Annotated in this window: 29 protein-coding genes, 2 pseudogenes and 1 riboswitch; of the genes and pseudogenes, 27 read left to right on the top strand and 4 right to left on the bottom strand. The window is 37.5% G+C overall.

Annotated elements, in window-relative coordinates; translation table 11 throughout:
* Positions 1-77 precede the first annotated feature (77 nt).
* From BQ7344_RS09730 to BQ7344_RS09710, 5 genes are all read left to right on the top strand, one after another.
* The gene (locus tag BQ7344_RS09730) at positions 78-473 is read left to right on the top strand and encodes a pyridoxamine 5'-phosphate oxidase family protein (protein WP_004844992.1); all 396 of its coding nucleotides are present in this window, start codon (positions 78-80) and stop codon (positions 471-473) included.
* A 20-nt stretch (positions 474-493) separates the two neighbouring features.
* Positions 494-605, top strand: a riboswitch (FMN riboswitch).
* A 74-nt stretch (positions 606-679) separates the two neighbouring features.
* Positions 680-970: a hypothetical protein gene (locus BQ7344_RS09725; protein WP_005426046.1), complete on the top strand. Its 291-nt coding sequence runs from the start codon at positions 680-682 to the stop codon at positions 968-970.
* Entirely contained in the window at positions 967-1,581 is a 615-nt protein-coding gene (locus BQ7344_RS09720; RefSeq protein WP_072522435.1) for a 4Fe-4S binding protein, read from the top strand. The genes BQ7344_RS09725 and BQ7344_RS09720 overlap by 4 nt, the downstream gene beginning before the upstream one ends.
* On the top strand, positions 1,578-2,522 hold the full coding sequence (locus tag BQ7344_RS09715) for an SIR2 family NAD-dependent protein deacylase (RefSeq protein WP_072522434.1): 945 nt from the start codon (positions 1,578-1,580) through the stop codon (positions 2,520-2,522). Before BQ7344_RS09720 ends, BQ7344_RS09715 begins: the two co-directional genes overlap by 4 nt.
* Complete coding sequence (locus BQ7344_RS09710; protein ID WP_072522433.1) at positions 2,519-3,295, top strand: protein-ADP-ribose hydrolase; 777 nt, start codon at positions 2,519-2,521, stop codon at positions 3,293-3,295. The genes BQ7344_RS09715 and BQ7344_RS09710 overlap by 4 nt, the downstream gene beginning before the upstream one ends.
* Positions 3,296-3,498: 203 nt before the next feature.
* Here BQ7344_RS09710 and BQ7344_RS09705 read toward each other — a convergent pair whose 3' ends face one another.
* Entirely contained in the window at positions 3,499-3,735 is a 237-nt protein-coding gene (locus BQ7344_RS09705; RefSeq protein WP_055057071.1) for a DUF6061 family protein, read from the bottom strand.
* Positions 3,736-4,104: 369 nt separating this feature from the next.
* Here BQ7344_RS09705 and BQ7344_RS09695 point away from each other — a divergent pair, with 369 nt between their 5' ends.
* The 18 genes from BQ7344_RS09695 to rhuM all read left to right on the top strand — a co-directional run bounded on the left by BQ7344_RS09695 (position 4,105) and on the right by rhuM (position 15,222).
* A complete protein-coding gene (locus BQ7344_RS09695; RefSeq protein WP_003864540.1) occupies positions 4,105-4,482 on the top strand; it encodes an SdpI family protein in 378 nt (125 codons plus the stop codon).
* Between the two features lie 47 nt (positions 4,483-4,529).
* Positions 4,530-5,153: an alpha/beta fold hydrolase gene (locus BQ7344_RS09690; protein WP_072522432.1), complete on the top strand. Its 624-nt coding sequence runs from the start codon at positions 4,530-4,532 to the stop codon at positions 5,151-5,153.
* A complete protein-coding gene (locus tag BQ7344_RS09685; RefSeq protein WP_119247641.1) occupies positions 5,140-5,700 on the top strand; it encodes an alpha/beta fold hydrolase in 561 nt (186 codons plus the stop codon). The genes BQ7344_RS09690 and BQ7344_RS09685 overlap by 14 nt, the downstream gene beginning before the upstream one ends.
* A 48-nt stretch (positions 5,701-5,748) precedes the next feature.
* A complete protein-coding gene (locus BQ7344_RS09680) occupies positions 5,749-6,144 on the top strand; it encodes a hypothetical protein (protein WP_072522430.1) in 396 nt (131 codons plus the stop codon).
* Between the two features lie 66 nt (positions 6,145-6,210).
* Positions 6,211-6,420 (top strand): DUF6219 family protein, encoded by a 210-nt coding sequence (locus tag BQ7344_RS09675; RefSeq protein WP_008392833.1) that lies wholly within the window; start codon positions 6,211-6,213, stop codon positions 6,418-6,420.
* Positions 6,421-6,631: 211 nt separating this feature from the next.
* Positions 6,632-6,832 (top strand): hypothetical protein, encoded by a 201-nt coding sequence (locus BQ7344_RS09670; RefSeq protein ID WP_015541494.1) that lies wholly within the window; start codon positions 6,632-6,634, stop codon positions 6,830-6,832.
* Positions 6,829-7,254, top strand: coding sequence for a GNAT family N-acetyltransferase (locus BQ7344_RS09665; protein WP_015541495.1), 426 nt, complete (start codon positions 6,829-6,831; stop codon positions 7,252-7,254). Before BQ7344_RS09670 ends, BQ7344_RS09665 begins: the two co-directional genes overlap by 4 nt.
* A 39-nt stretch (positions 7,255-7,293) precedes the next feature.
* The gene (locus tag BQ7344_RS16960) at positions 7,294-7,476 is read left to right on the top strand and encodes a hypothetical protein (protein ID WP_330392843.1); all 183 of its coding nucleotides are present in this window, start codon (positions 7,294-7,296) and stop codon (positions 7,474-7,476) included.
* 4 nt (positions 7,477-7,480) lie between these two features.
* The gene (locus tag BQ7344_RS09660) at positions 7,481-7,945 is read left to right on the top strand and encodes a hypothetical protein (protein WP_330392842.1); all 465 of its coding nucleotides are present in this window, start codon (positions 7,481-7,483) and stop codon (positions 7,943-7,945) included.
* A 23-nt stretch (positions 7,946-7,968) separates the two neighbouring features.
* Positions 7,969-8,601: a GyrI-like domain-containing protein gene (locus BQ7344_RS09655; protein WP_072522429.1), complete on the top strand. Its 633-nt coding sequence runs from the start codon at positions 7,969-7,971 to the stop codon at positions 8,599-8,601.
* Between the two features lie 41 nt (positions 8,602-8,642).
* Positions 8,643-9,722 (top strand): PDDEXK nuclease domain-containing protein, encoded by a 1,080-nt coding sequence (locus BQ7344_RS09650; RefSeq protein WP_072522428.1) that lies wholly within the window; start codon positions 8,643-8,645, stop codon positions 9,720-9,722.
* 195 nt (positions 9,723-9,917) lie between these two features.
* A complete protein-coding gene (locus BQ7344_RS09645) occupies positions 9,918-10,730 on the top strand; it encodes an alpha/beta fold hydrolase (protein WP_072522427.1) in 813 nt (270 codons plus the stop codon).
* 72 nt (positions 10,731-10,802) lie between these two features.
* Positions 10,803-11,558 carry a 4Fe-4S binding protein gene (locus BQ7344_RS09640; protein WP_072522426.1) on the top strand — a complete coding sequence of 252 codons (756 nt, stop codon included), beginning with the start codon at positions 10,803-10,805 and terminating at the stop codon, positions 11,556-11,558.
* Positions 11,559-11,899: 341 nt separating this feature from the next.
* Positions 11,900-13,135, top strand: a complete 1,236-nt coding sequence (locus BQ7344_RS09635; RefSeq protein WP_072522425.1) for a M20 family metallo-hydrolase — start codon at positions 11,900-11,902, stop codon at positions 13,133-13,135.
* A gap of 515 nt (positions 13,136-13,650) precedes the next feature.
* Positions 13,651-14,121 carry an LURP-one-related/scramblase family protein gene (locus tag BQ7344_RS09630; RefSeq protein ID WP_072522424.1) on the top strand — a complete coding sequence of 157 codons (471 nt, stop codon included), beginning with the start codon at positions 13,651-13,653 and terminating at the stop codon, positions 14,119-14,121.
* A gap of 40 nt (positions 14,122-14,161) precedes the next feature.
* On the top strand, positions 14,162-14,380 hold the full coding sequence (locus BQ7344_RS09625; RefSeq protein ID WP_072522423.1) for an aspartate dehydrogenase: 219 nt from the start codon (positions 14,162-14,164) through the stop codon (positions 14,378-14,380).
* A 26-nt stretch (positions 14,381-14,406) separates the two neighbouring features.
* Positions 14,407-14,769 carry a YccF domain-containing protein gene (locus BQ7344_RS09620; protein WP_072522422.1) on the top strand — a complete coding sequence of 121 codons (363 nt, stop codon included), beginning with the start codon at positions 14,407-14,409 and terminating at the stop codon, positions 14,767-14,769.
* Positions 14,770-14,784: 15 nt separating this feature from the next.
* The gene (rhuM, locus tag BQ7344_RS09615) at positions 14,785-15,222 is read left to right on the top strand and encodes a RhuM family protein (RefSeq protein ID WP_255367539.1); all 438 of its coding nucleotides are present in this window, start codon (positions 14,785-14,787) and stop codon (positions 15,220-15,222) included.
* Between the two features lie 130 nt (positions 15,223-15,352).
* Here the strand turns inward: rhuM and BQ7344_RS09610 are convergent, their stop codons facing one another.
* Positions 15,353-16,189, bottom strand: coding sequence for an AIM24 family protein (locus BQ7344_RS09610; protein WP_072522421.1), 837 nt, complete (start codon positions 16,187-16,189; stop codon positions 15,353-15,355).
* A gap of 234 nt (positions 16,190-16,423) precedes the next feature.
* Between BQ7344_RS09610 and BQ7344_RS16655 the strand changes: the two genes are divergently transcribed.
* On the top strand, positions 16,424-16,552 hold the full coding sequence (locus tag BQ7344_RS16655; protein ID WP_255367469.1) for a hypothetical protein: 129 nt from the start codon (positions 16,424-16,426) through the stop codon (positions 16,550-16,552).
* Complete coding sequence (locus tag BQ7344_RS09605) at positions 16,549-16,806, top strand: hypothetical protein (RefSeq protein ID WP_235816089.1); 258 nt, start codon at positions 16,549-16,551, stop codon at positions 16,804-16,806. Before BQ7344_RS16655 ends, BQ7344_RS09605 begins: the two co-directional genes overlap by 4 nt.
* 105 nt (positions 16,807-16,911) lie before the next feature.
* On the opposite strand, the pseudogene BQ7344_RS16955 reads toward BQ7344_RS09605, so the two are convergent.
* Both BQ7344_RS16955 and BQ7344_RS16950 read right to left on the bottom strand, forming a co-directional pair.
* Positions 16,912-17,073: pseudogene (locus BQ7344_RS16955) on the bottom strand (helix-turn-helix domain-containing protein); the annotation flags it as partial.
* A 6-nt stretch (positions 17,074-17,079) separates the two neighbouring features.
* Positions 17,080-17,295: pseudogene (locus tag BQ7344_RS16950) on the bottom strand (plasmid mobilization protein); the annotation flags it as partial.
* A gap of 565 nt (positions 17,296-17,860) precedes the next feature.
* Here BQ7344_RS16950 and BQ7344_RS09595 point away from each other — a divergent pair.
* On the top strand, positions 17,861-18,211 hold the full coding sequence (locus tag BQ7344_RS09595) for an HIRAN domain-containing protein (RefSeq protein WP_072522420.1): 351 nt from the start codon (positions 17,861-17,863) through the stop codon (positions 18,209-18,211).
* A 23-nt stretch (positions 18,212-18,234) separates the two neighbouring features.
* Entirely contained in the window at positions 18,235-18,486 is a 252-nt protein-coding gene (locus BQ7344_RS09590) for a hypothetical protein (RefSeq protein WP_072522419.1), read from the top strand.
* Positions 18,487-18,756 lie beyond the last annotated feature (270 nt).

The following is an 18,756-nucleotide window of genomic DNA, read 5'->3' as shown; positions in this document are numbered from 1 at the left end:
TTACATTAAACTGATGATATTGTATAGCCACAAGATGTAATAATCATTGTTACAACATATCGAGGAGGTAATTTAAAATGCAGAAAGTAGTAGAATTTTTACAGAAAAACCCGGTTCAGTATTTAGCAACCGTCGGAAGAGATGGAAAGGCAAAATGCCGTCCATTCATGTTCTGTTTTGAGCAGGACGGAAAGCTTTGGTTCTGTACTAACAACACAAAGGATGTTTACAAAGATATGTTAGCAAATCCTGAAGTAGAAGTATCAGTATCTTCCCCTGAATACGCATGGATTCGCCTTCATGGCAAAGCAGTATTTGAGGACAACAAGAGTGTAAAGGAAGGATGCATGAACAATCCTATCGTTAAGGGACAGTACCAGACAGCAGATAATCCTATTTTTGAGGTATTCTATCTTGAAAATCCGCATGGTTTAATCGCAGATTTCTCTGGAAATCCACCTTATGAATTTTAAAGATAATTAACAGAAAAAATTACAGTCTTCGGGGCAAGGTGTAATTCCTGACCGGCAGTATAGTCTGCGAGCAAAAGCTGATATGGTGCAATTCCATAACCGACGGTAAAGTCCGGATGAGAGAAGATATGATAAAACAAGTCCCGCAGGGAATCCCGTCCTGCGGGCTGTTTTAAATTCAGGCATATCTCACAAAAAGGAGATTTATGAGTAACAATACAGCAACTATTAAAACAAGAAAAAATTTAGTTTCCACAAGGACGATAACAATGACAGCTCTACTGGCAGCTATATCATATGTGTTGGCATTTTTAGAGTTTCCGGTTCCTTTGAGTCCATCATTTGGCGAATTTCTGCCATTTATTAAGACAAAGCTGGACGTTGTGCTATTCAATGCATTGCCGTTTAATATCTTAAAAGGCTTGGTGATTGGAGCAATTGCCATGATGATATATAAAAAACTTACACCGATACTGAAAGGAGAGACTTTGAAATGACAAAAATGGATTATCTTGAACTTCTGGTGGATGAAATTCATTCAACAACAGTTGCAACGATAGGTTCAGATGGACATCCTCAGACAAGAATCATAGATATGATGTACTATGATGAAGAAGGTGTGTATTTCCTTACAGCAAAGGGAAAAGCATTTTATGACCAGTTAATGGAGCAGCAGTATGTGGCAATATCCGCAACAAAAGACAAAATTGCGGTGTCTCTGCGTGGAAAAATAAAGAACATCGAAAAAAAGAATCTTGATATTATGTTTGAAAAAAATCCATATATGAAGAAAATCTATCCGGGAGATACGAAAGACGCAATCGAAGTGTTTCGGCTGTATGAGGCACAGGGAGAGTATTTTGATATCAGCAATCCATCAAATATTGTGAGGGATACTATAACAATTGGAAAAACCGAGGCAGTTCAGACAGGGTATTTTATTGGAAAAGAATGTATTGGATGCAAACTGTGTTACTCTGTATGTCCGCAAAAATGCATTGATATATCTTCAGTTCCGGTTACTATCAACCAGAATCATTGTCTGCATTGTGGAAGATGTGCAGAAATTTGTCCGAAGCAGTGTATTGAGAAAAGAGGTTCATTATGATTTTTAAGAAAATCAGAAAAGGGCATGCTGACTGGAGAAACTTTTTATGTAGTACTCCGGCAAGGGATTATGTATTCCAAAAGGATGCATATGAAGACCAGATTGACAGGGCAGCAAAGAATATAAGAAATACAGACTGTGTTATAATCGGGGCAGGAGCCGGGGCATCGACAGCTGCGGGAATCCAATATGGTGGTAAAAGGTTTACAGACAATTTTGCAGAATTTATAAAAAAATACGGTGAGTACTACATGACAGATATGTATGCAGCCGGATTTTATCCATATCCGTCTGAGGAGGCAAAGTGGGGATACTGGTCAAAACATGCATTGATGAACCGCTTTGATCCTCCGGCATTGCCGCTTTATACAGAGCTTTATGATATTGTAAAGAACAAAGAATATTTTGTACTTACAACCAATGTGGATCATCAGTTTTATAAAGCGGGATTCGATGAAAAAAGAATATTTGCAACACAGGGAGATTATGGGAAAATCCAGTGCCAGAAAGCCTGTCATCCAAAGACTTACGATGCAAAAGACCTGTTTCGTAAAATGGATAAAGCAAGAAGAGACTGCCTGATTCCATCAGAACTTGTACCAAAATGTCCGGTGTGTGGCGGCAATATGGCTATGAATCTCCGTTGTGATAATTATTTTGTGGAAGATGAAGCGTGGCATGAGGCAGCCGACAGGTATGCGGGGTTTCTGGAACAGCATAAAGATAAAAAGGTTGTTCTTTTGGAACTTGGAGTTGGATTTAATACGCCGATTATTATACGTTTCCCTTTTGAAAAGATGGTGAGGGAGAACTCGTCTTATAGTTTGATACGCCTGAATATGGATGAAGCGGTAGTTCCGGAAAGCTTCGGGGAACGTGCAATCGGTATTGGCGGTGATATGGCAAAGGCAATTACTGATATAAGGGGGCTGGTATTATGACACAGGATGAGCGAAGAGAATATCTGATTCAGTATCTTTTAAAAGAAGAAATACCGTTTGGCAGACAGAACATTCCTACGGATAAGCAGGGGCAGGAAAATCTGCTCCGCTCACTTATGAATGTCAGACCGCCAAGACCAATCAGTAATGATTTTTTGAAAATACAGGATGAGTATCTTACAGAAAGAAATATAGAGCGTGGAATCACAGATGTTGACACGCTTGCACCTGTAAAATCCGATTCGAGATTATATATCTGGCAGGGGGATATTACCACTTTGAAATGTGATGCGATCGTGAATGCGTGTAACTCACAGATGCTTGGTTGTTTTTCACCGATGCATGCCTGTATTGATAACTTTATTCATACTTATGCTGGAATGGAACTTCGTCTGAAAATGCATGAAATTATGGCAAAGCAGGGGCATGAAGAAGAGACCGGCAAAGCAAAGATAACCTCGGGATACAATCTTCCGACAAAATATATTCTTCATACGGTAGGACCTATTATACAATGGAAAGTCACAAAAGAAGATGAAGACCTGTTGGCAAACTGCTACACAGAGTGCCTAAAGCTTGCAGCTGATACTGGTGTGGAATCTATTGCATTCTGTTGTTTGTCTACAGGTGTATTCCGTTTTCCACAGCAACGAGCTGCCGAGATTGCAACGAACACTGTAAAGCAGTATCTTAACAAAGACAGCAGAATAAAAAAGGTAATCTTTAATGTGTTTAAAGATGAAGATTTAAAAATATACAGTGGATTGTTATAAGCGTTTGTTGAAATATCCGATAAATCTTATTGTACTGTTACTGCCTGAGAATGTGATTTATATTGGAATCCGATGTTAAGTGAACGACTGGTGGGAAGAACGAGAATATTATTAAAAAAAGTGGACAGTTCACCAATTGGGGGCTGTCCACTGAGAGGACGGCGGTTAGTCACTGCCTCCTACTCAATTTTTAACAGGAAATATTAAAGTTCAAGTGAATCTTCTGCATCAACCCACATCTGTAAATTTCCATCAAGATATAATCTTGCATATTCCAGTGGTTCGTCAATAGCAAGTGTATTTAATGCACAGTCTGATCCAGGCGTGGTTTTTAAGTCCTTCTCAGCTTCCCAGCAGTCAATGCGAAGCATATAGCCGGCACTGGTATAAACATCAATACTGTTGCATTGTGGATTATATTCTGCAAATATTGTTCTCATCGTATCTTATCTCCTTATCGATCAATAAATCATCAGTTACAAAAATCAGAAGCATTTCAATCAGTTCACCATGTCACTTTTATTTTGTGTTATACTGTTTTATATGATTTTCTTGGTCTCCGCTGCCGCTTCGGTCGGCACAGAGCAGATGTCCACCGGACATCTTGTGCCCTTGTATTTTCCCTTATCAGAGTTTGTAAACACTGGCGGGACGATATAACACAAGGGAAACAATAAGGGAAAGCTCACCTGCGACAAATCCAGTGTTTTCAAGGGTTTACAGAGAATTTAATAACAAAATATAACAGTTATTAAATCTCTTAAAACAGGTGAAATCTCAATCGGAAGTTGTAGTAAAGGAGGTTTACAATGGGGTTTTGGATTTTTATGTTGATTATGGATTTGCTTCTTCCATTTACGATGATTGGTTTTGGAAGATATTTTATGAAAAAGGCTCCAAAGGAAATAAATTCAGTATTTGGATATCGGACTTCGATGTCTATGAAGAACAAAGACACATGGGAATTTGCTCATAAATATTGTGGTAAAGTTTGGTATGTCTGTGGAATGGTTATGTTGCCGATAACAGTAATATTCATGCTTTTAGTAATTGGAAAAAATGAAGATTGTGTTGGGAGTATAGGAGGAATTATCTGTGGTGTTCAACTTATTCCTTTAATTGGATCTATTCTCCCAACAGAAATAGCATTAAAAAAGAATTTTGATAAGAATGGAACAAGACGATAAATTCAAGTTTGGAGAATTGAGAAAATCGGAAGTTGAGGAGAGAACAGATGAAATACTTATACTTGCATGGATTGGGACAAAATGCAGGCAGTTGGAACAAGGCGATAGAAGCAACAGAAGTGTTGGATCATAGCGTATGCTTGGATTTGTCGGAAATGGTCAAAGGCAAAGCGGCAACATATTCCACCCTCTACTCTGCTTTTGTGGAATTGTGTGATGCAGAAAATGAGGAAATCATTTTGTGTGGTCTTTCCTTGGGTGGAGTGTTGGCACTTAACTATGCGATAGACTATCCCCAAAAAGTAAAGGCATTAGTTTTGATTGCAACGCAGTATAAGATGCCAAAGAGATTATTAAAACTGCAAAATGCACTATTTCGTTTTATGCCACAGTCGATGTTTCAACAAACCGGCTTTGGAAAACTCGATTTTATAAGTCTGTGTGACACCATGGTGGCACTTGATTTTAGTGATTCATTGAACCAAGTCTCCTGTCCTGTATTGGTCGTTTGTGGAGAAAAAGATAAAACCAACAAAAGAGCATCTATCGAACTTGCAGATATTATGAAGCATTCCCAATTCAAAGAAATTCCGAGAACCGGTCACGAAGTGAATTTGGAATCTCCGGAAGAATTAGCCTCCTTATTGCGAGAGTTTTATAAAAGTATCTGACAACTTCAAAGTTGTATCGTGGAGAAAAATATGTGTCATGGGTGTATCACAGGGTGGAGTGATATCTATGCATCTTGCAGCAAAATATCCAGAGCTTGTAACCAAGTTGGTTCTTGCCAATACGGCACCATATGCAAATGATGTCATTAAAACGGTTGTTGGTACATGGATTGATATGGCCAAGCAAGGTGATTTTAAAGATATATTTATTGATACTGCTGAGAAAACATACTCTGAACAGAAATTAAAAACATACCGACGATTTTATGGAATATTATTAAAAATGAGTGAACCAAGGAGTTTAGAAAGGTTTATTATACAGGGAAATGCTTGTATGGCACATGATGCACGGCCCTGGCTTGGAAAGATTCAAGTACCAACCCTTATTGTTGGCGGAGAACGGGATTATATTGTCGGAAATAAGGCAGCATATGAGCTAGCTGAGAATATTTCTGATTGCAAGCTTAAAATCTATGAAAAATATGGTCATGGTGCTTTTGAAGAAGCAAAAGATTTTAATGATTTAGTTTTGAAATTTCTTGTCTGAAAAAGTGAACATAACGATAAGTCGTAATTTGAAAGTGAGATGTATTTTATGAAAAAGAAGATTATATTAACAATAGCATTTGTTATTAGTTTATTACCAATGTTATCAAACCAATATGGTGGAATGAAAGGTGTACAAGAGATTAGTGGTTTAATTAACTTGTATAATCCAATAGGCATTATATCTGTGTTATTTTTTATTATAGGCGTATGGATTCCATTTAAAAATAAAAAAATCAATAAAATTTTTGGTGGATTAGGAGTAGTAGGAATTGTGATTTCTGAAATATACAATTTCTTTACTTGGCACATAATGAATATAACAGGGAAAATGAGTATTCATAATAGTATCGAATTTGCTTTTCCAGAGTTTTATGTTGGATTGGTAATATCTTTAATTATGATAGCTGTTTATTTCTGCATTGATAAAATCGTAAAAGAATAACAACTTCCAGTTTGTATATATCTTTTAAAAGGTATATGATTAAGAAAAACGGCAGGAGGTATCTGAATGAAATCACATAAATATTGGTCTATCGGTGCACTGATTACAATGCTTGGAACTTTTTATACAGGTTATAAGGGATCAAAAGAAGGCCATAAGTACTTTGCAGCAAGTTCTTTGCTTTGCATGATTATGGCTATTTATACAGGACACAAGATGATTTCTGGTAAAAGTAGGAAGAAAAAAGAAGTTTCAGTAGAGAGTGTTGAAGATTAAAAAACAAAATATTTTAATAAATAACGCCGGTGCGGGATTTTTGATATCCAGTACTGGCGTTATTTATTCTACAGGGGCTTGGGGGTGTAGCCACCAAATATATTATTAATTTTCTTCTTCGGTAAGTTTGTTAAGGATCCACAAGTGAAACGTCTGTTATTGAGAGGGTATGGGGAGATCCCCATCAAGATAAATCCCATAGGAGAACAGGATGCCAAACGGCAATACTGTTAAACATGGGTGGATCTTGCTCTTATTTGTATCCCTCTATATAACGAAACGTTCAGAGGCTGTTTTACAGTGGGGGAAAAGAAAAAATATCAAAAAATTGATGATTAATGGTGAGCTTGTGATAGAATGGAAAAAAGAGAAAATGCATAAAGGATGTAGTTGTGGAGAATATTTGTTATGATTAGAAAGTTGCTGAACGGAGATATCGATAGAGTTGCTGACATATGGTTAAAGACAAATCTGAAAGCACATTATTTTATTTCCAATCAATACTGGAAAAGTAATTATGAATTAGTAAAAGAAATGCTGTCACAATCCGAAGTCTATGTGTTTGAAGCAGATAAAATGATACAAGGATTTGTAGGACTAAATGATGAATATATCGAAGGTATTTTTGTCTCTGATGAAATGCAGTCATGTGGCATAGGTAAGCTTTTATTGGATTATATTAAGGATAAAAAAGTCAGCTTACGATTAAATGTATATCAGAAGAATGCCAGAGCAATTTCTTTTTACCAAAGAGAAGGGTTCATTATTCAATGTGAAGGTTTGGATGAAGCTACTGGTGAAAAAGAGTACACCATGCTATGGAAACAAAAATAGAAATCGGGATTTGTGAGGAAAAGGCGAATGAAAAGGCGAATGAAACAAAAAAGTAAAAATGCGATTTCAATCATAGGTGGTGCAGATGGTCCTACAAGCATTTTTATAGCAGGACATTCAAAAAAGCAACCATTAAAGATTAGAATTAAAAATAGCATATATAGATATAAGAGAAAAAAAAGTAGAGAAGACAATAGTTGCAAATCCGCATTCTCTTTCTGAAACAGTGCAGTATGCAAAAGATAAATACGAATTGACCGAAACTGCTCCCGCTGATAGAGAATATATTGAACAAATAAAATGTCTAAAAGAGAGTTTGATTTTGCAATATGAACCAGAACTTTTGGGTGAAATGAAGGATATTTCGGTACCGGATTTTTCTAATGAAGCATCCGTCAAAGAGTATTTGGGTAAAATAAAGACTCGAAATGAAATGATTGCTGAAATGCCCGATAGTATAATTCCTATGGATTTTCATTTGTATAAAATAAGAATCGATGATGATTTTCTTGAAATGGAGATAGATTATACTTGGAATATATTTGGAATGTCTTATTCAGGAAATAAGGCGGTAATGAAAAAATTTAAGAAAATATCCAGAGATTTATACAGTTATTATGGTGTTACTGAGGAAGATATTAAAAACAAGACAAAAAGATATTCGTCACTGGTAACGAATTTGAGTTCATAAATTATAAATTTAAGGAGTTAGTTATGGCTTTTGATTTTAAGAAAGAATATAAAGAGTTTTATATGCCTAAAAATAAACCGGAGATCGTGACTGTCCCTAAAGCAAATTATATTGCGGTCAGAGGAAAGGGTAATCCAAACGAAGAAGGTGGAGCATATCAGCAGGCAATTAGTGTATTATATGCGGTTGCATATACTTTGAGAATGAGTTATAAGACAGATCATAAAATTGCAGGATTTTTTGAATATGTAGTTCCACCACTTGAAGGATTCTGGTGGCAGGAAAATATATATGGTGTAAATTATGCAGATAAAGATTCTTTTAATTGGATTTCAGTTATACGCCTGCCTGATTTTGTAAATCAAAAGGATTTTGAATGGGCTGTTGAAACAGCAACCAAAAAGAAAAAAATAAATTGTTCATCTGCAGAGTTTGTGACCATTGACGAGGGATTGTGTGTTCAAATAATGCACTTGGGAGCATTTGATGATGAACCGGCAACTGTTGCACTTATGGATGCGTATTTGGAGCAGAATGGATATGTTAATGATATGAATATGGGAAGATTACATCATGAAATATATCTGTCTGATGCAAGAAAGGTTGCCCCAGAAAAATGGAAAACGGTCATTAGACATCCTATAAAGAAACTGTAAACTCGACAATTGTCGAACTGACACAGTAGAAAGGATTATATATGAGTGAATTGTTTAAGGCTGATAATGAATATAAAGAGTGGATTGCCGGAATATCCACTGATTTTAGAAGAAGCCAAATCAGGGCTTCTATGAAGATAAATGATGAGATGCTAAGATTTTATTGGAAACTTGGTAAGGGCATTTCATCTATGAGTGAACAGTTTGGATATGGAACAAGATTTTATAAAACGGTGAGTGACGATTTGAAATCTATTTTGCCAGATGTGAAATCATTTTCTCCAACTAACTTGAAATATATGAGATACTTTTATGAGATGTATCCTGACGCAGTAATTTGTTCTCAAGTTGAGGACGAATTGATTACAGATGCAAATCGTCCCCAAGTTGGGGATGATTTACAAATCATTTTTAGAATACCATGGGGACATAACAAAATAATACTTGATAAATGCAAAGGAAATTCTGCAAAGGCATTGTTTTATATCAGAAAGACTATTGAAAACAATTGGTCAAGAGATGTTTTACTAAACTTCTTAGGAACGGATTTATATGAACGCCAGGGCAAGGCAATAACTAACTTTTCTAATACACTTCCGATAGAACAGAGTGATTTAGCACAAGCAATTACGAAGGATCCATATAATTTTGATTTTTTGACTTTGCGTGAAAGGTATGATGAAAAGGAACTAAAGGATGCGCTTATAGAGAAAGTTAATAATTTTCTTATGGAGTTAGGTACTGGCTTTGCTTATATGGGCAGGGAAGTGAGAATTGAGGTCGGAGATACTGAAAAATTTATAGACATGCTATTTTACAATACTCAAAGGCATTGCTATGTTGTTGTAGAAATAAAAACAGGAAAATTTGATTCTTCTTATGCAGGTCAATTGGGAACTTATGTTGTGGCTGTTAATCATCAGATGAAAACAGAAGCCGATAATCCTACATTGGGACTTCTGATTTGCAAAGATATGGATAAAGTAGAAGCCCAGTATGCATTAGAATCTACTAGCCAGCCACTTGGTATTTCTAGCTATGAATTATCAAAACTTATACCAGAAGAGTTTAGAGGTAGTATGCCTACTATTGAAGAGATTGAGGCTGAATTAAATGAATAATTTTTAGTTTCTTATTCATCCCGGATAAACGATTCCTATGATGTTTATAATTATGATGATCCGGATGATTTCGCTGATGACTGGGCTGAGGAATTTGGTGGAGGAAATTATGATGGCGGATATGATGATGCTTATGATTACTGGGAGGAGAACTACGGGAATTAATAATGCAAGGAAATTGTGGAGGTGAACTTGTTGAAAGAAAGTACATATCAAACTCCTTGTGGAACGATCCACTATTGGTCAAGTATTCTGAGTTTGGATACAACGACGCTTGTATTTCTTCCGGGGCTGACTGCTGACCATAGACTGTTTGATAAACAGGTTGAGCATTTCGTGGAAAAATATAATATTATTGTATGGGATGCACCGGCTCATGCCTCTTCCTGGCCGTTTCGGTTTGAATTTGATCTGTTTGATAAGGCAAAATGGCTGAATGGGATTCTTGAAAAAGAAGAAATCATAAAACCAATTATAATCGGTCAATCAATGGGAGGATATGTGGGACAGGCTTATGCACAATTGTATCCTGACCGGCTGGCAGGTTTTATTTCCATTGATTCAGCACCGCTCCAGAGAAACTATGTGACAGCAGTGGAGATCTGGCTTCTGAAAAGAATGGAACCAGTATATGCACATTACCCATGGAAGTTGCTTTTGAAATCCGGAACCGAGGGAGTTGCAACTTCTGATTATGGCAGAAATCTGATGAAGGAAATGATGCTAGTCTATGATGGTGATCAGCATCGTTATGCCCAAATTGCCGGGCATGGGTTTCGTATTCTGGCAGAGGCAATGGAAAAGGATCTGCCATATGAAATCAAATGTTCTTCCCTGTTGATATGTGGTACAAAGGATCATGCCGGTTCATGCATAAGGTATAACAGAGAATGGCATCGAAAAACGAAAATTCTTTTAAAGTGGATTGAAGGGGCTGGTCATAATTCTAATACAGATAAACCGGAGATGATAAATAGTTTGATAGAAGAATTCCTTTCAAACATATAAAGACTATTGAAAACAATTGGTCAACCGTTATAAAAGGACAATAAACAAATCGGAATCAGTAGGAGGATCATTATGAGATTTTATAACATATTTTTCAGCCCGACAGGGGGCACAGAGAAAGTAGCAGATATTGTTGCGAAAGGGACGAAGCTGGATGCTGAAGAAATCGATCTAATTAAAGAACCAGATAAACTCATGAAGGTGAAATTTGAAAAAAAGGACCTATGTTTGGTTGCTGTACCGTCTTACGGTGGACGCATTCCATCAGTTGTAACGGATATGTTCCGCAAAGTAAAGGCAGATGGTACGAAAGCAATTCTTGTGGCAGTATTTGGAAACCGTATGATTGATGATACTCTATTGGAACTACAGGATGTTCTGGAGGCATCAGGATTTGTATGTATCGCAGGAATGGAGGCTGTCGCAGAGCATTCCCTGATGCACCAATTTGGAACCGGACGCCCGGATCGGCAGGATGAAAAGGAATTGCTGGAATTTGCCGCAAAGATTATGCAAAACAGCGAAGCACAAAGTACACCTGCATTTCCGGGAAACAGACCATATCGAGAATATGGTGGTGTTCCGCTCAAACCTGTTGCAAATGGAAAATGCACTTCCTGCGGTCTGTGCGCAAAAGAATGCCCGGCAGGTGCCATTCCGTTGGAAAATCCAAAGATGACCGATAAGGATAAGTGCATTTCTTGTATGCACTGTGTAGCAGTCTGTCCGAAGAAAGCACGAAATTACAGTAAGCTTGTCAGTTTTATCGCTGGACTGAAAATGAAGAAGGTTTGTTCCGGTAGGAAGGAAAATAAATTGTATTTATAATAGGGCGAGCAATACAATGAGAAACATGTAAATTGATACGTGAACAATCGGCTCAGTATGATATTTAATTAAATATTGCAATGAAAAGATCATTTACCGTAAACAAGCAGTAGATGGTCTTTTTTATATCTTTTTGTGAACAAGTAGAGATTTATAGCCGGAAATCTATGTTTTATCATAATCCGTGAAATAAGATGGGTTAATTCTTCGATTTACATATTTTTTAAGGTGTTCCGGCATGGTATTATGGTACTTATAAAGAACCAATTATATCTGTTGGAGAGAGTGGTGAAAAATTATGAAGCTATTATTTAAACAAACTATGAAATGAGGTGACATTTATGATGAAAAACGAAGCGGGAGTAAGAATCGAAGAAATGCTGTGTCAGCTGGCCGATGCGACGCGCATCGACGGAGAGATCTGGCGTGCAGCGTATACTCTGGAAGACAAAATCGCGAAGAACATCCTGCGTGAGTGGATCGAGGAGCTGGGGCTTGAATACAGAGAGGACGCGATCGGTAACGTGTATGGACGGCTTCCGGGGACAGAACCTGGAACCATATTGACGGGATCCCACCTGGATACCGTAAAGAACGGTGGAAAATATGATGGCGCACTGGGCGTTGTGACTGGTGTGGCAGCGCTGGGATACCTCAAACAGTCGGGCTTCGTTCCGAAACACAGCCTGGAAGTGGGGGGTCTGATGGAAGAAGAGGGCAGTCGTTTTCCATCCGGCTGTCAGGGGAGCCGCGCAATCTGTGGCACGCTGAAAGAAGAGGATCTCGAGGAGCTCAGCCGTGATGGCGTCACACTTCGTGAAGCACTGGTATCTGCCGGGTATCAGACGGAAACGCTGAAAAACGTGAAACGTGACGATATTCGAGCAATCGTAGAACTGCATATCGAACAGGGACCGGTGCTTGAAAGCGAGCAGAAGCAGATCGGTATTGTGGACAGTATCGTCGGTATCGTCAACTATGAGCTGACCATTCAGGGAAGCCAGAACCATGCAGGTACCACCTCGATGTCTTTACGGCACGATCCTGTGGTAGCTGCTGCGGAATTTATCACAGAGTCTACCCGTCAGATGATGGCGCAGGCTCCTTCTGCCACCCTTACCTATGGCGCGATACAGGTATTTCCTGGAATGCAGAATGTCATTGCAGATCGAGTGAATCTGCTCATCGATCTGCGCGATGGTAGCAATGAGGAACTGCTTCAAGATGTGGTTCTTCTGAAACGTGTACTGGAATCCATCGAACGCAAGGGCTTTCAGACCCGGCTTCGACAGAATGACTGGCTGGAGTCCGTACAGATGGATCCGAACGTGATTCGGGTGATCGAGCGGCACTGTGAAGAGAAACATCTCGCGTATAAGCATATGAACAGCGGCGCCGGACACGACTCGATGGTATTCGGAAAGCATTTCCCGACCGCGATGATCTTCGTGCCGAGTATCGGAGGTATCAGCCATAATCCGGCAGAAGCCACCGCTGTAGCGGATATACAGACCGGTTTTGAACTGCTTTGTGACGTGTTAAAAGAATTATCAGCTCAAACCTTTTTATCATGGTAAGTTTTATTACATTGCTAATGATAATAAAGCCTTTGTAATTATTGGCTCGTCCAATATAAGTAAAACGGCATATTTAAACAACTATGAATTAGATCGGCTGTTTGAAATAGATTGTAATAACCCCGAAGAACAATATTTTATAACTGGTTCTAAAAATTCAAATCAGAATGTATAAAAATTGAAGAGATAATCTGTATGGCTGATGTGAAAATGAAACTCCATTTATGTAAAGAGCCAGACAAATTCAAGTTTGCAGGGACGACAAGCGGCTCAGTATGATATTTAATTAAATATTGCAATGAAAAGATCATTTACCGTAAACAAGCAGTAGATGGTCTTTTTTATATCTTTTGTGAACGAGTAGAGATTTATAGCTGGTAATATGTGTTTTATCATAATCCGTGAAATAAGATGGGTTAATTCTTCGATTTACATATTTTTTAAGGTGTTCCGGCATGGTATTATGGTACTTATAAAGAATCAATTATATCTGTTGGAGAGAGTGGTGAAAAGTTATGAAGTTATTGTTTAAACAAAGGTTGTTTTCATGGTTTGACAGCTATGATATCTATGATGAAGCAGGCAACACTGTTTATGTAGTAAAAGGTCAGCTGTCCTGGGGACATAAACTTGTAATTTATGATGCCTATGGAAACGAAGTAGGAATGGTTGTTCAGAAAGTACTTACTTTTCTTCCTAAATTTGAGATTTATAAAAATGGCAGTTATATTGGATGCCTGAGCAAAGAATTCTCATTTCTGACGCCACATTATAATATTGATTACAATGGATGGCATATTGATGGAACCTTTATGGAATGGGACTATAGCATTCTTGATCGAAGCGGTTATTCAATTGCACGGGTTAGTAAAGAACTGTTTCATATGACAGATACTTATGTTATTGATGTACAGAATTCGGGAAATGCGTTGGACGCTTTGATGTTTGTACTTGCGATTGATGCAGAAAAATGTTCCAGAAATTAAATAGTTGATCTTGTTACTATAATTATTTGGAGGATGAAGCATGGGATTATTCAAAAAGAAAATCGTGAAAAAAACATATGACCGAGAACATATGAAACCAGTTATTCGTGCAAGCATTTGTAGCGGAGAAGAAGTAGCAGGGTTCAAAGACATACGGACTGGAAAAATCGAAGAGATCATGCTGATCAGATCTCCAGAGGACTTAGAAAAATTCAAAGAGATATATGAGATAACAGAGGAAATTGCAAAAGAATATTAAACATTGGATAAGGAGGATGTGTTGTCATGAGAACTATAGGTAATATCCTTTGGTTTATATTTGGAGGATTACTGGGCGGCCTGGCTTGGGTTTTTGCAGGATGCATATGGTGTATTACAATTATTGGAATTCCGGTAGGCTTGCAGTGTTTTAAATTTGCGACCCTGGCATTCTGGCCGTTTGGAAAAGAAATCGTGTATGGAAATGGCATGTTTTCGTTTCTGGTAAATCTTATATGGATTATATTTTTTGGCTGGGAAATGGCACTTGGAAACCTGATAGTGGGTTGCATTTGGTGCATTACGATAGTTGGAATTCCATTTGGAAAGCAGTTTTTCAAGATAGCAAGACTCTCTTTTATGCCATTTGGGGCGAGTGTAATAGGGTAGAATATGTGAGGTCTTATTGACACAGAAGCAAGAAAACCGAATATATATAACCTGGATATGATTTTGTCTGTTGGATATCGTGTTAATTCTAAAAGAGGTATAGCTTTTAGAAAATGGGCAAATAATGTTCTTAAGCAATATATTATAAAAGGTTATGCTATTAATGAAAGGCGTCTTCTAGCATTAGAAAAGACAGTTGATATACAGAGCAGAATGCTTGCTGATGCGCTTGATATAGAGGAATCGGATGTGCTTAGAGCTGTAAATGAATATACAGAAGCATTGCTTTTGCTTGATCAATATAATCACCAGACATTATGTAAATCAGATGGGAGCAGTTCAATATATCGTATTACCTATGAAGAAGGTGTTCAGATGGTCGGAAATCCATGCCGGGTCATTCGAAAAATAACTGAGAAAGATCATATGCCAGATGGAATTGAAAAGAATTGAAAAATTTGCAGAGATGACAAGAGGTTCATTTTAGTAAAGAAAATAAAATAATCACAATTAATAACGCCGATGCAGGATTTTTATAATCTTATACCGGCGTTTGTTGTTTACGTGAGAATGTGTTTTACGCTTATTTTCCAAATGTATTGCTGGATTTAGCAGCAGCTTTAGCTGCCATGGTGTTAGTGGACTCGAACAAGGAAGTTGTCGGTGCAACCGGACACATCAGTACCCGTCCTGTTCCGCGGTAAACATTTACCAGACCCTCTCCGCTAACTGCAGATCCGACAAGTGTTTTGGTTGATCGTTCTACGGTAAATTCAAGGTTTGATGACCAGCATACGGCAAGGTTTCCATCAATTTTCAGTTCATCATTTTCCAATATAACTTCAATCAATTCATCTTCGGGAACATTAGACTCCAGTGCAGCTACACCATTTCCCTGCAAACTCAGATTAAACAGGTCTTCGCTACCTAATACTGCTGATGAAAGGTTCTTTCTGGCTACAACTTTACTTTTTATATTTGCATCACAAGCCAGGAACATGCCATCTTCAATTGTCATTCCGGCAGAACCCCATTTTCCAATGTCTGCAAGGATAATGTATTTGTATGTCGGTTCCAGTACCAGGCAGCCTTCACCAACATATTCTGGCTTAACTGCAGTTTCTTTTGTAACCGCACCCTTGAGTGCCTTTCCAAGGAAATCTCCGATGCCTTTTACACCAGATGTGGCTTGTACATTACCACCCATCCACTGCATGGAACCAGCCTGGATAACAGCTGAATGGTCTTTATCAATATCAATAACAACCTGTCTTCTTCTGACATTCATTTTACTCATGAAATACTCATTCATTGCATTCATAGGTGAAACGCTGGCATCCTGCACATATTCAAGCACATGGAAGTTTCCGATGCTTTTCGCAAATTTTCTGTTTTCATTTTGTAAGTTTTCAATTCGCATATTACTACTGACTCCTTTACCTTTAATAATAATTCATAGTGTTACTCGGATATGTTTATTATAAATGAGTCAGCATAGATAGAAAACAATTCGTGCAGAGAAATATAAAGACAGAATTCTCAAAATTCGAGAAATATAAAGTTGCAATTCCTCATGGTGGATGTGTATTATGAAAAATAAATTTGTTATAGTGACAATATCAACAAAAAAGCAGAATATAAATGGGGTGATCAGATGGAAGCAGCACAGAGAATTCGATTAATCCGGATTATAGAAAAGATGGAGAAAAATCCGGCATTCGGTAATAAGCTTGGTATAAAGAATACATCTGAATATTTATCAGAGAAAGAACAGAAAAAATGAAAGACGCATATCAAAATGAGTTTCAGAAGGAGAAAAAAATGTTATCGTTATTATTTACAATTTGTATGATTTGGTTTGTTGGAAAATTTTTTATATTTGGATTAAAAGCATCCTGGGGAATTATGAAATTACTTTGTACAGTTATTTTCTTCCCGGTGATATTGATTGGTATGGTTATAGGTGGACTGATGTACATTGCTTTTCCATTGTTGATTGTCGGTGGCATTATAGCATTGGTGACGTCACATTCATAATGGATCAGGAGGAGCAAACAGAAAGTATCGTCAATCAATTACAGCGTATGTAAAGGAAAAGGCAATGAGTCAGAAATGGTTCATTGCCTTTTGGCGCGTTATGGATTATTTTAATTTTTCTTTTTCGGCATTTAAGAGATCGAGATTAAGCCCCTGTTCTCCGGCGGTCTTATCTACCCAAAGATTCAAAGAGTCTATGACTAAAGAAATTTCATCAAGTTTTTTACTAATATAAGCAAAATCTTTCATTTCATCATCGCTGGCAAGTCTTGCCAGCTGATTTACATTTACATCAATCTTATGCATTTCAAAAAACTGTTTCTCAAGGTACGTCGTATCAGTATTTATGATGATTCCGTCGATTGCCATCTTACGAAGATAGGCTCCCATGTTTGCGGTTTTTGATAAAATCATTTTCTTACGGATCATCTTTTTCTCTTCAGAAGTTACAAAAAACTGGATAGGTATATCTCTTGTTCTGTTAGCCATATAAGTCTCCTTCCTGAAAGATATAGCTTTCAATCTCGATTGCGCTTCGCTTCATCTCGGTCACGGCTGTCGCCGTATGAAGCCAACCTGATTTGTACAATTGTAAGCAAGCTTTCAATGTACATTCAGATTGTCTTCGCAAAGCTTGTAGTTTGCGTGAAGATTGGGTAGGGTCCCGGTCTTGTGGCGAATGCCCGGAAGTGGAATGTCATGACACTTCCTGTCCTTGCTATTCTCTATCTCTCAGCTATTAAATACAAAAATGATCCGGGAAGTTTAGCAATTAAAGCATTTAAAATAGCAATTAAGGGCAAAAATTAGCGTTTGAAAATTCAATTAAGGGCCTTTAATTAGCTATAGGACCGGTTGGATGTCGGGATTTTTGCACAGCCATTTATTGTAAGATGATAACATCAAAAAAGAAGAAAAAATCCAAGGAGGACTGGCAAATGAAAGGTTATGACACAAGCAACGGATATATGGGGTATGTAGAAGGCAAATACATTTTATTTGCCAGTGAGCAGGAATATTTCGAGTTTATGGAAGATTAAGAGGAGGACGGGCAATGAGTAAAATTTATTTCACACTGACAGGAACAAATCATTATTTTGGAAAAGAATTTCTGAAAAAAGGAACGAAGATCCGCTTAGAAAAAGAACCAGACAATGAATATGACAAGGAAGCAATTAAAGTAACTTACGAAGGTCTGGGAAAAATTGGATATGTAGCAAACAGTTCCTATACAGTGATCGGAGATTCCATGAGTGCCGGAAGAATCTATGACAAAATCGGAAAGAAGGCAAAAGCAAAAGTGGCGCTTGTCACAGATCACGGAACAATCTGTAGCATCAGTAAGAAGAGCCTTCTGGATAATCAAAAGAAGGTTAAGAAATTTGAAGTAGAAGTTGAAAAATAAGGAAATCTTAGGGAGGAAAAATTATGTTTGGATTTGATAAGATGTTTGATTTTAACAGAGACGGGAAATTGGATAGCTTGGAACGTGCTGTACAGTTTCAGTTCATGGACGATATGTTGAAGGAAGATCACAGCAGTTCTGATTTTGACGAAGATGAAGCAGACGTTTTCGGTGATGCCGGACTCGATTATGATGAGTTGGAATTTATGGATCCAGATGAAAGAAGAGAAGTGTTGGAAGATGCAGGATTGGATCCGGATGAGTTTGATTTTTGAAACTGAATGATATAGTTTAGAATAGCTGAGGCTGATTAGGGTCTCGGCTATTTGATTTGGCTGAATGGAAGGATAATAAAGAAACAAGGAAAGCAACAAAATACGGAAAGTTATTTATGACAATTTATTACAGGTAAGGTATAATAATGAACAAGAGGTTCATTTAAATAGGCATTTGAGAAATTTAAAATAAAGAAGAATTAGATCAGTAGATGCGAATGTAATCAATGAATTGAAAAGCGGCTTAAGTGTTATTTCCAGAATCTTTGG

This window comes from Blautia sp. Marseille-P3087 (assembly GCF_900120195.1).
Lineage (GTDB): Bacteria > Bacillota > Clostridia > Lachnospirales > Lachnospiraceae > Blautia_A.
Note: the sequence above shows the minus strand (reverse complement) of the source record. Positions and strands in the feature narration are given on the sequence as shown.

What these genes read in the sequence shown, in the direction of transcription:
- BQ7344_RS09705 (WP_055057071.1), bottom strand. Translation starts at nt 3,735, where the DNA reads ATGAGAACAATATTTGCAGAATATAATCCACAATGCAACAGTATTGAT.
- BQ7344_RS09670 (WP_015541494.1), top strand. Translation starts at nt 6,632, where the DNA reads ATGCCAAACGGCAATACTGTTAAACATGGGTGGATCTTGCTCTTATTT.
- BQ7344_RS09720 (WP_072522435.1), top strand. Translation starts at nt 967, where the DNA reads ATGACAAAAATGGATTATCTTGAACTTCTGGTGGATGAAATTCATTCA.
- BQ7344_RS09605 (WP_235816089.1), top strand. Translation starts at nt 16,549, where the DNA reads ATGAAAGACGCATATCAAAATGAGTTTCAGAAGGAGAAAAAAATGTTA.
- BQ7344_RS09665 (WP_015541495.1), top strand. Translation starts at nt 6,829, where the DNA reads ATGATTAGAAAGTTGCTGAACGGAGATATCGATAGAGTTGCTGACATA.
- BQ7344_RS09725 (WP_005426046.1), top strand. Translation starts at nt 680, where the DNA reads ATGAGTAACAATACAGCAACTATTAAAACAAGAAAAAATTTAGTTTCC.
- BQ7344_RS09620 (WP_072522422.1), top strand. Translation starts at nt 14,407, where the DNA reads ATGAGAACTATAGGTAATATCCTTTGGTTTATATTTGGAGGATTACTG.
- BQ7344_RS09655 (WP_072522429.1), top strand. Translation starts at nt 7,969, where the DNA reads ATGGCTTTTGATTTTAAGAAAGAATATAAAGAGTTTTATATGCCTAAA.
- BQ7344_RS09650 (WP_072522428.1), top strand. Translation starts at nt 8,643, where the DNA reads ATGAGTGAATTGTTTAAGGCTGATAATGAATATAAAGAGTGGATTGCC.
- BQ7344_RS09595 (WP_072522420.1), top strand. Translation starts at nt 17,861, where the DNA reads ATGAGTAAAATTTATTTCACACTGACAGGAACAAATCATTATTTTGGA.
- BQ7344_RS09610 (WP_072522421.1), bottom strand. Translation starts at nt 16,189, where the DNA reads ATGCGAATTGAAAACTTACAAAATGAAAACAGAAAATTTGCGAAAAGC.
- BQ7344_RS09640 (WP_072522426.1), top strand. Translation starts at nt 10,803, where the DNA reads ATGAGATTTTATAACATATTTTTCAGCCCGACAGGGGGCACAGAGAAA.
- BQ7344_RS16655 (WP_255367469.1), top strand. Translation starts at nt 16,424, where the DNA reads ATGGAAGCAGCACAGAGAATTCGATTAATCCGGATTATAGAAAAGATG.
- BQ7344_RS09715 (WP_072522434.1), top strand. Translation starts at nt 1,578, where the DNA reads ATGATTTTTAAGAAAATCAGAAAAGGGCATGCTGACTGGAGAAACTTT.
- BQ7344_RS09590 (WP_072522419.1), top strand. Translation starts at nt 18,235, where the DNA reads ATGTTTGGATTTGATAAGATGTTTGATTTTAACAGAGACGGGAAATTG.
- BQ7344_RS09690 (WP_072522432.1), top strand. Translation starts at nt 4,530, where the DNA reads ATGAAATACTTATACTTGCATGGATTGGGACAAAATGCAGGCAGTTGG.
- BQ7344_RS09730 (WP_004844992.1), top strand. Translation starts at nt 78, where the DNA reads ATGCAGAAAGTAGTAGAATTTTTACAGAAAAACCCGGTTCAGTATTTA.
- BQ7344_RS09695 (WP_003864540.1), top strand. Translation starts at nt 4,105, where the DNA reads ATGGGGTTTTGGATTTTTATGTTGATTATGGATTTGCTTCTTCCATTT.
- BQ7344_RS09675 (WP_008392833.1), top strand. Translation starts at nt 6,211, where the DNA reads ATGAAATCACATAAATATTGGTCTATCGGTGCACTGATTACAATGCTT.
- BQ7344_RS09630 (WP_072522424.1), top strand. Translation starts at nt 13,651, where the DNA reads ATGAAGTTATTGTTTAAACAAAGGTTGTTTTCATGGTTTGACAGCTAT.
- BQ7344_RS16960 (WP_330392843.1), top strand. Translation starts at nt 7,294, where the DNA reads ATGAAACAAAAAAGTAAAAATGCGATTTCAATCATAGGTGGTGCAGAT.
- BQ7344_RS09680 (WP_072522430.1), top strand. Translation starts at nt 5,749, where the DNA reads ATGAAAAAGAAGATTATATTAACAATAGCATTTGTTATTAGTTTATTA.
- BQ7344_RS09710 (WP_072522433.1), top strand. Translation starts at nt 2,519, where the DNA reads ATGACACAGGATGAGCGAAGAGAATATCTGATTCAGTATCTTTTAAAA.
- BQ7344_RS09635 (WP_072522425.1), top strand. Translation starts at nt 11,900, where the DNA reads ATGATGAAAAACGAAGCGGGAGTAAGAATCGAAGAAATGCTGTGTCAG.
- BQ7344_RS09625 (WP_072522423.1), top strand. Translation starts at nt 14,162, where the DNA reads ATGGGATTATTCAAAAAGAAAATCGTGAAAAAAACATATGACCGAGAA.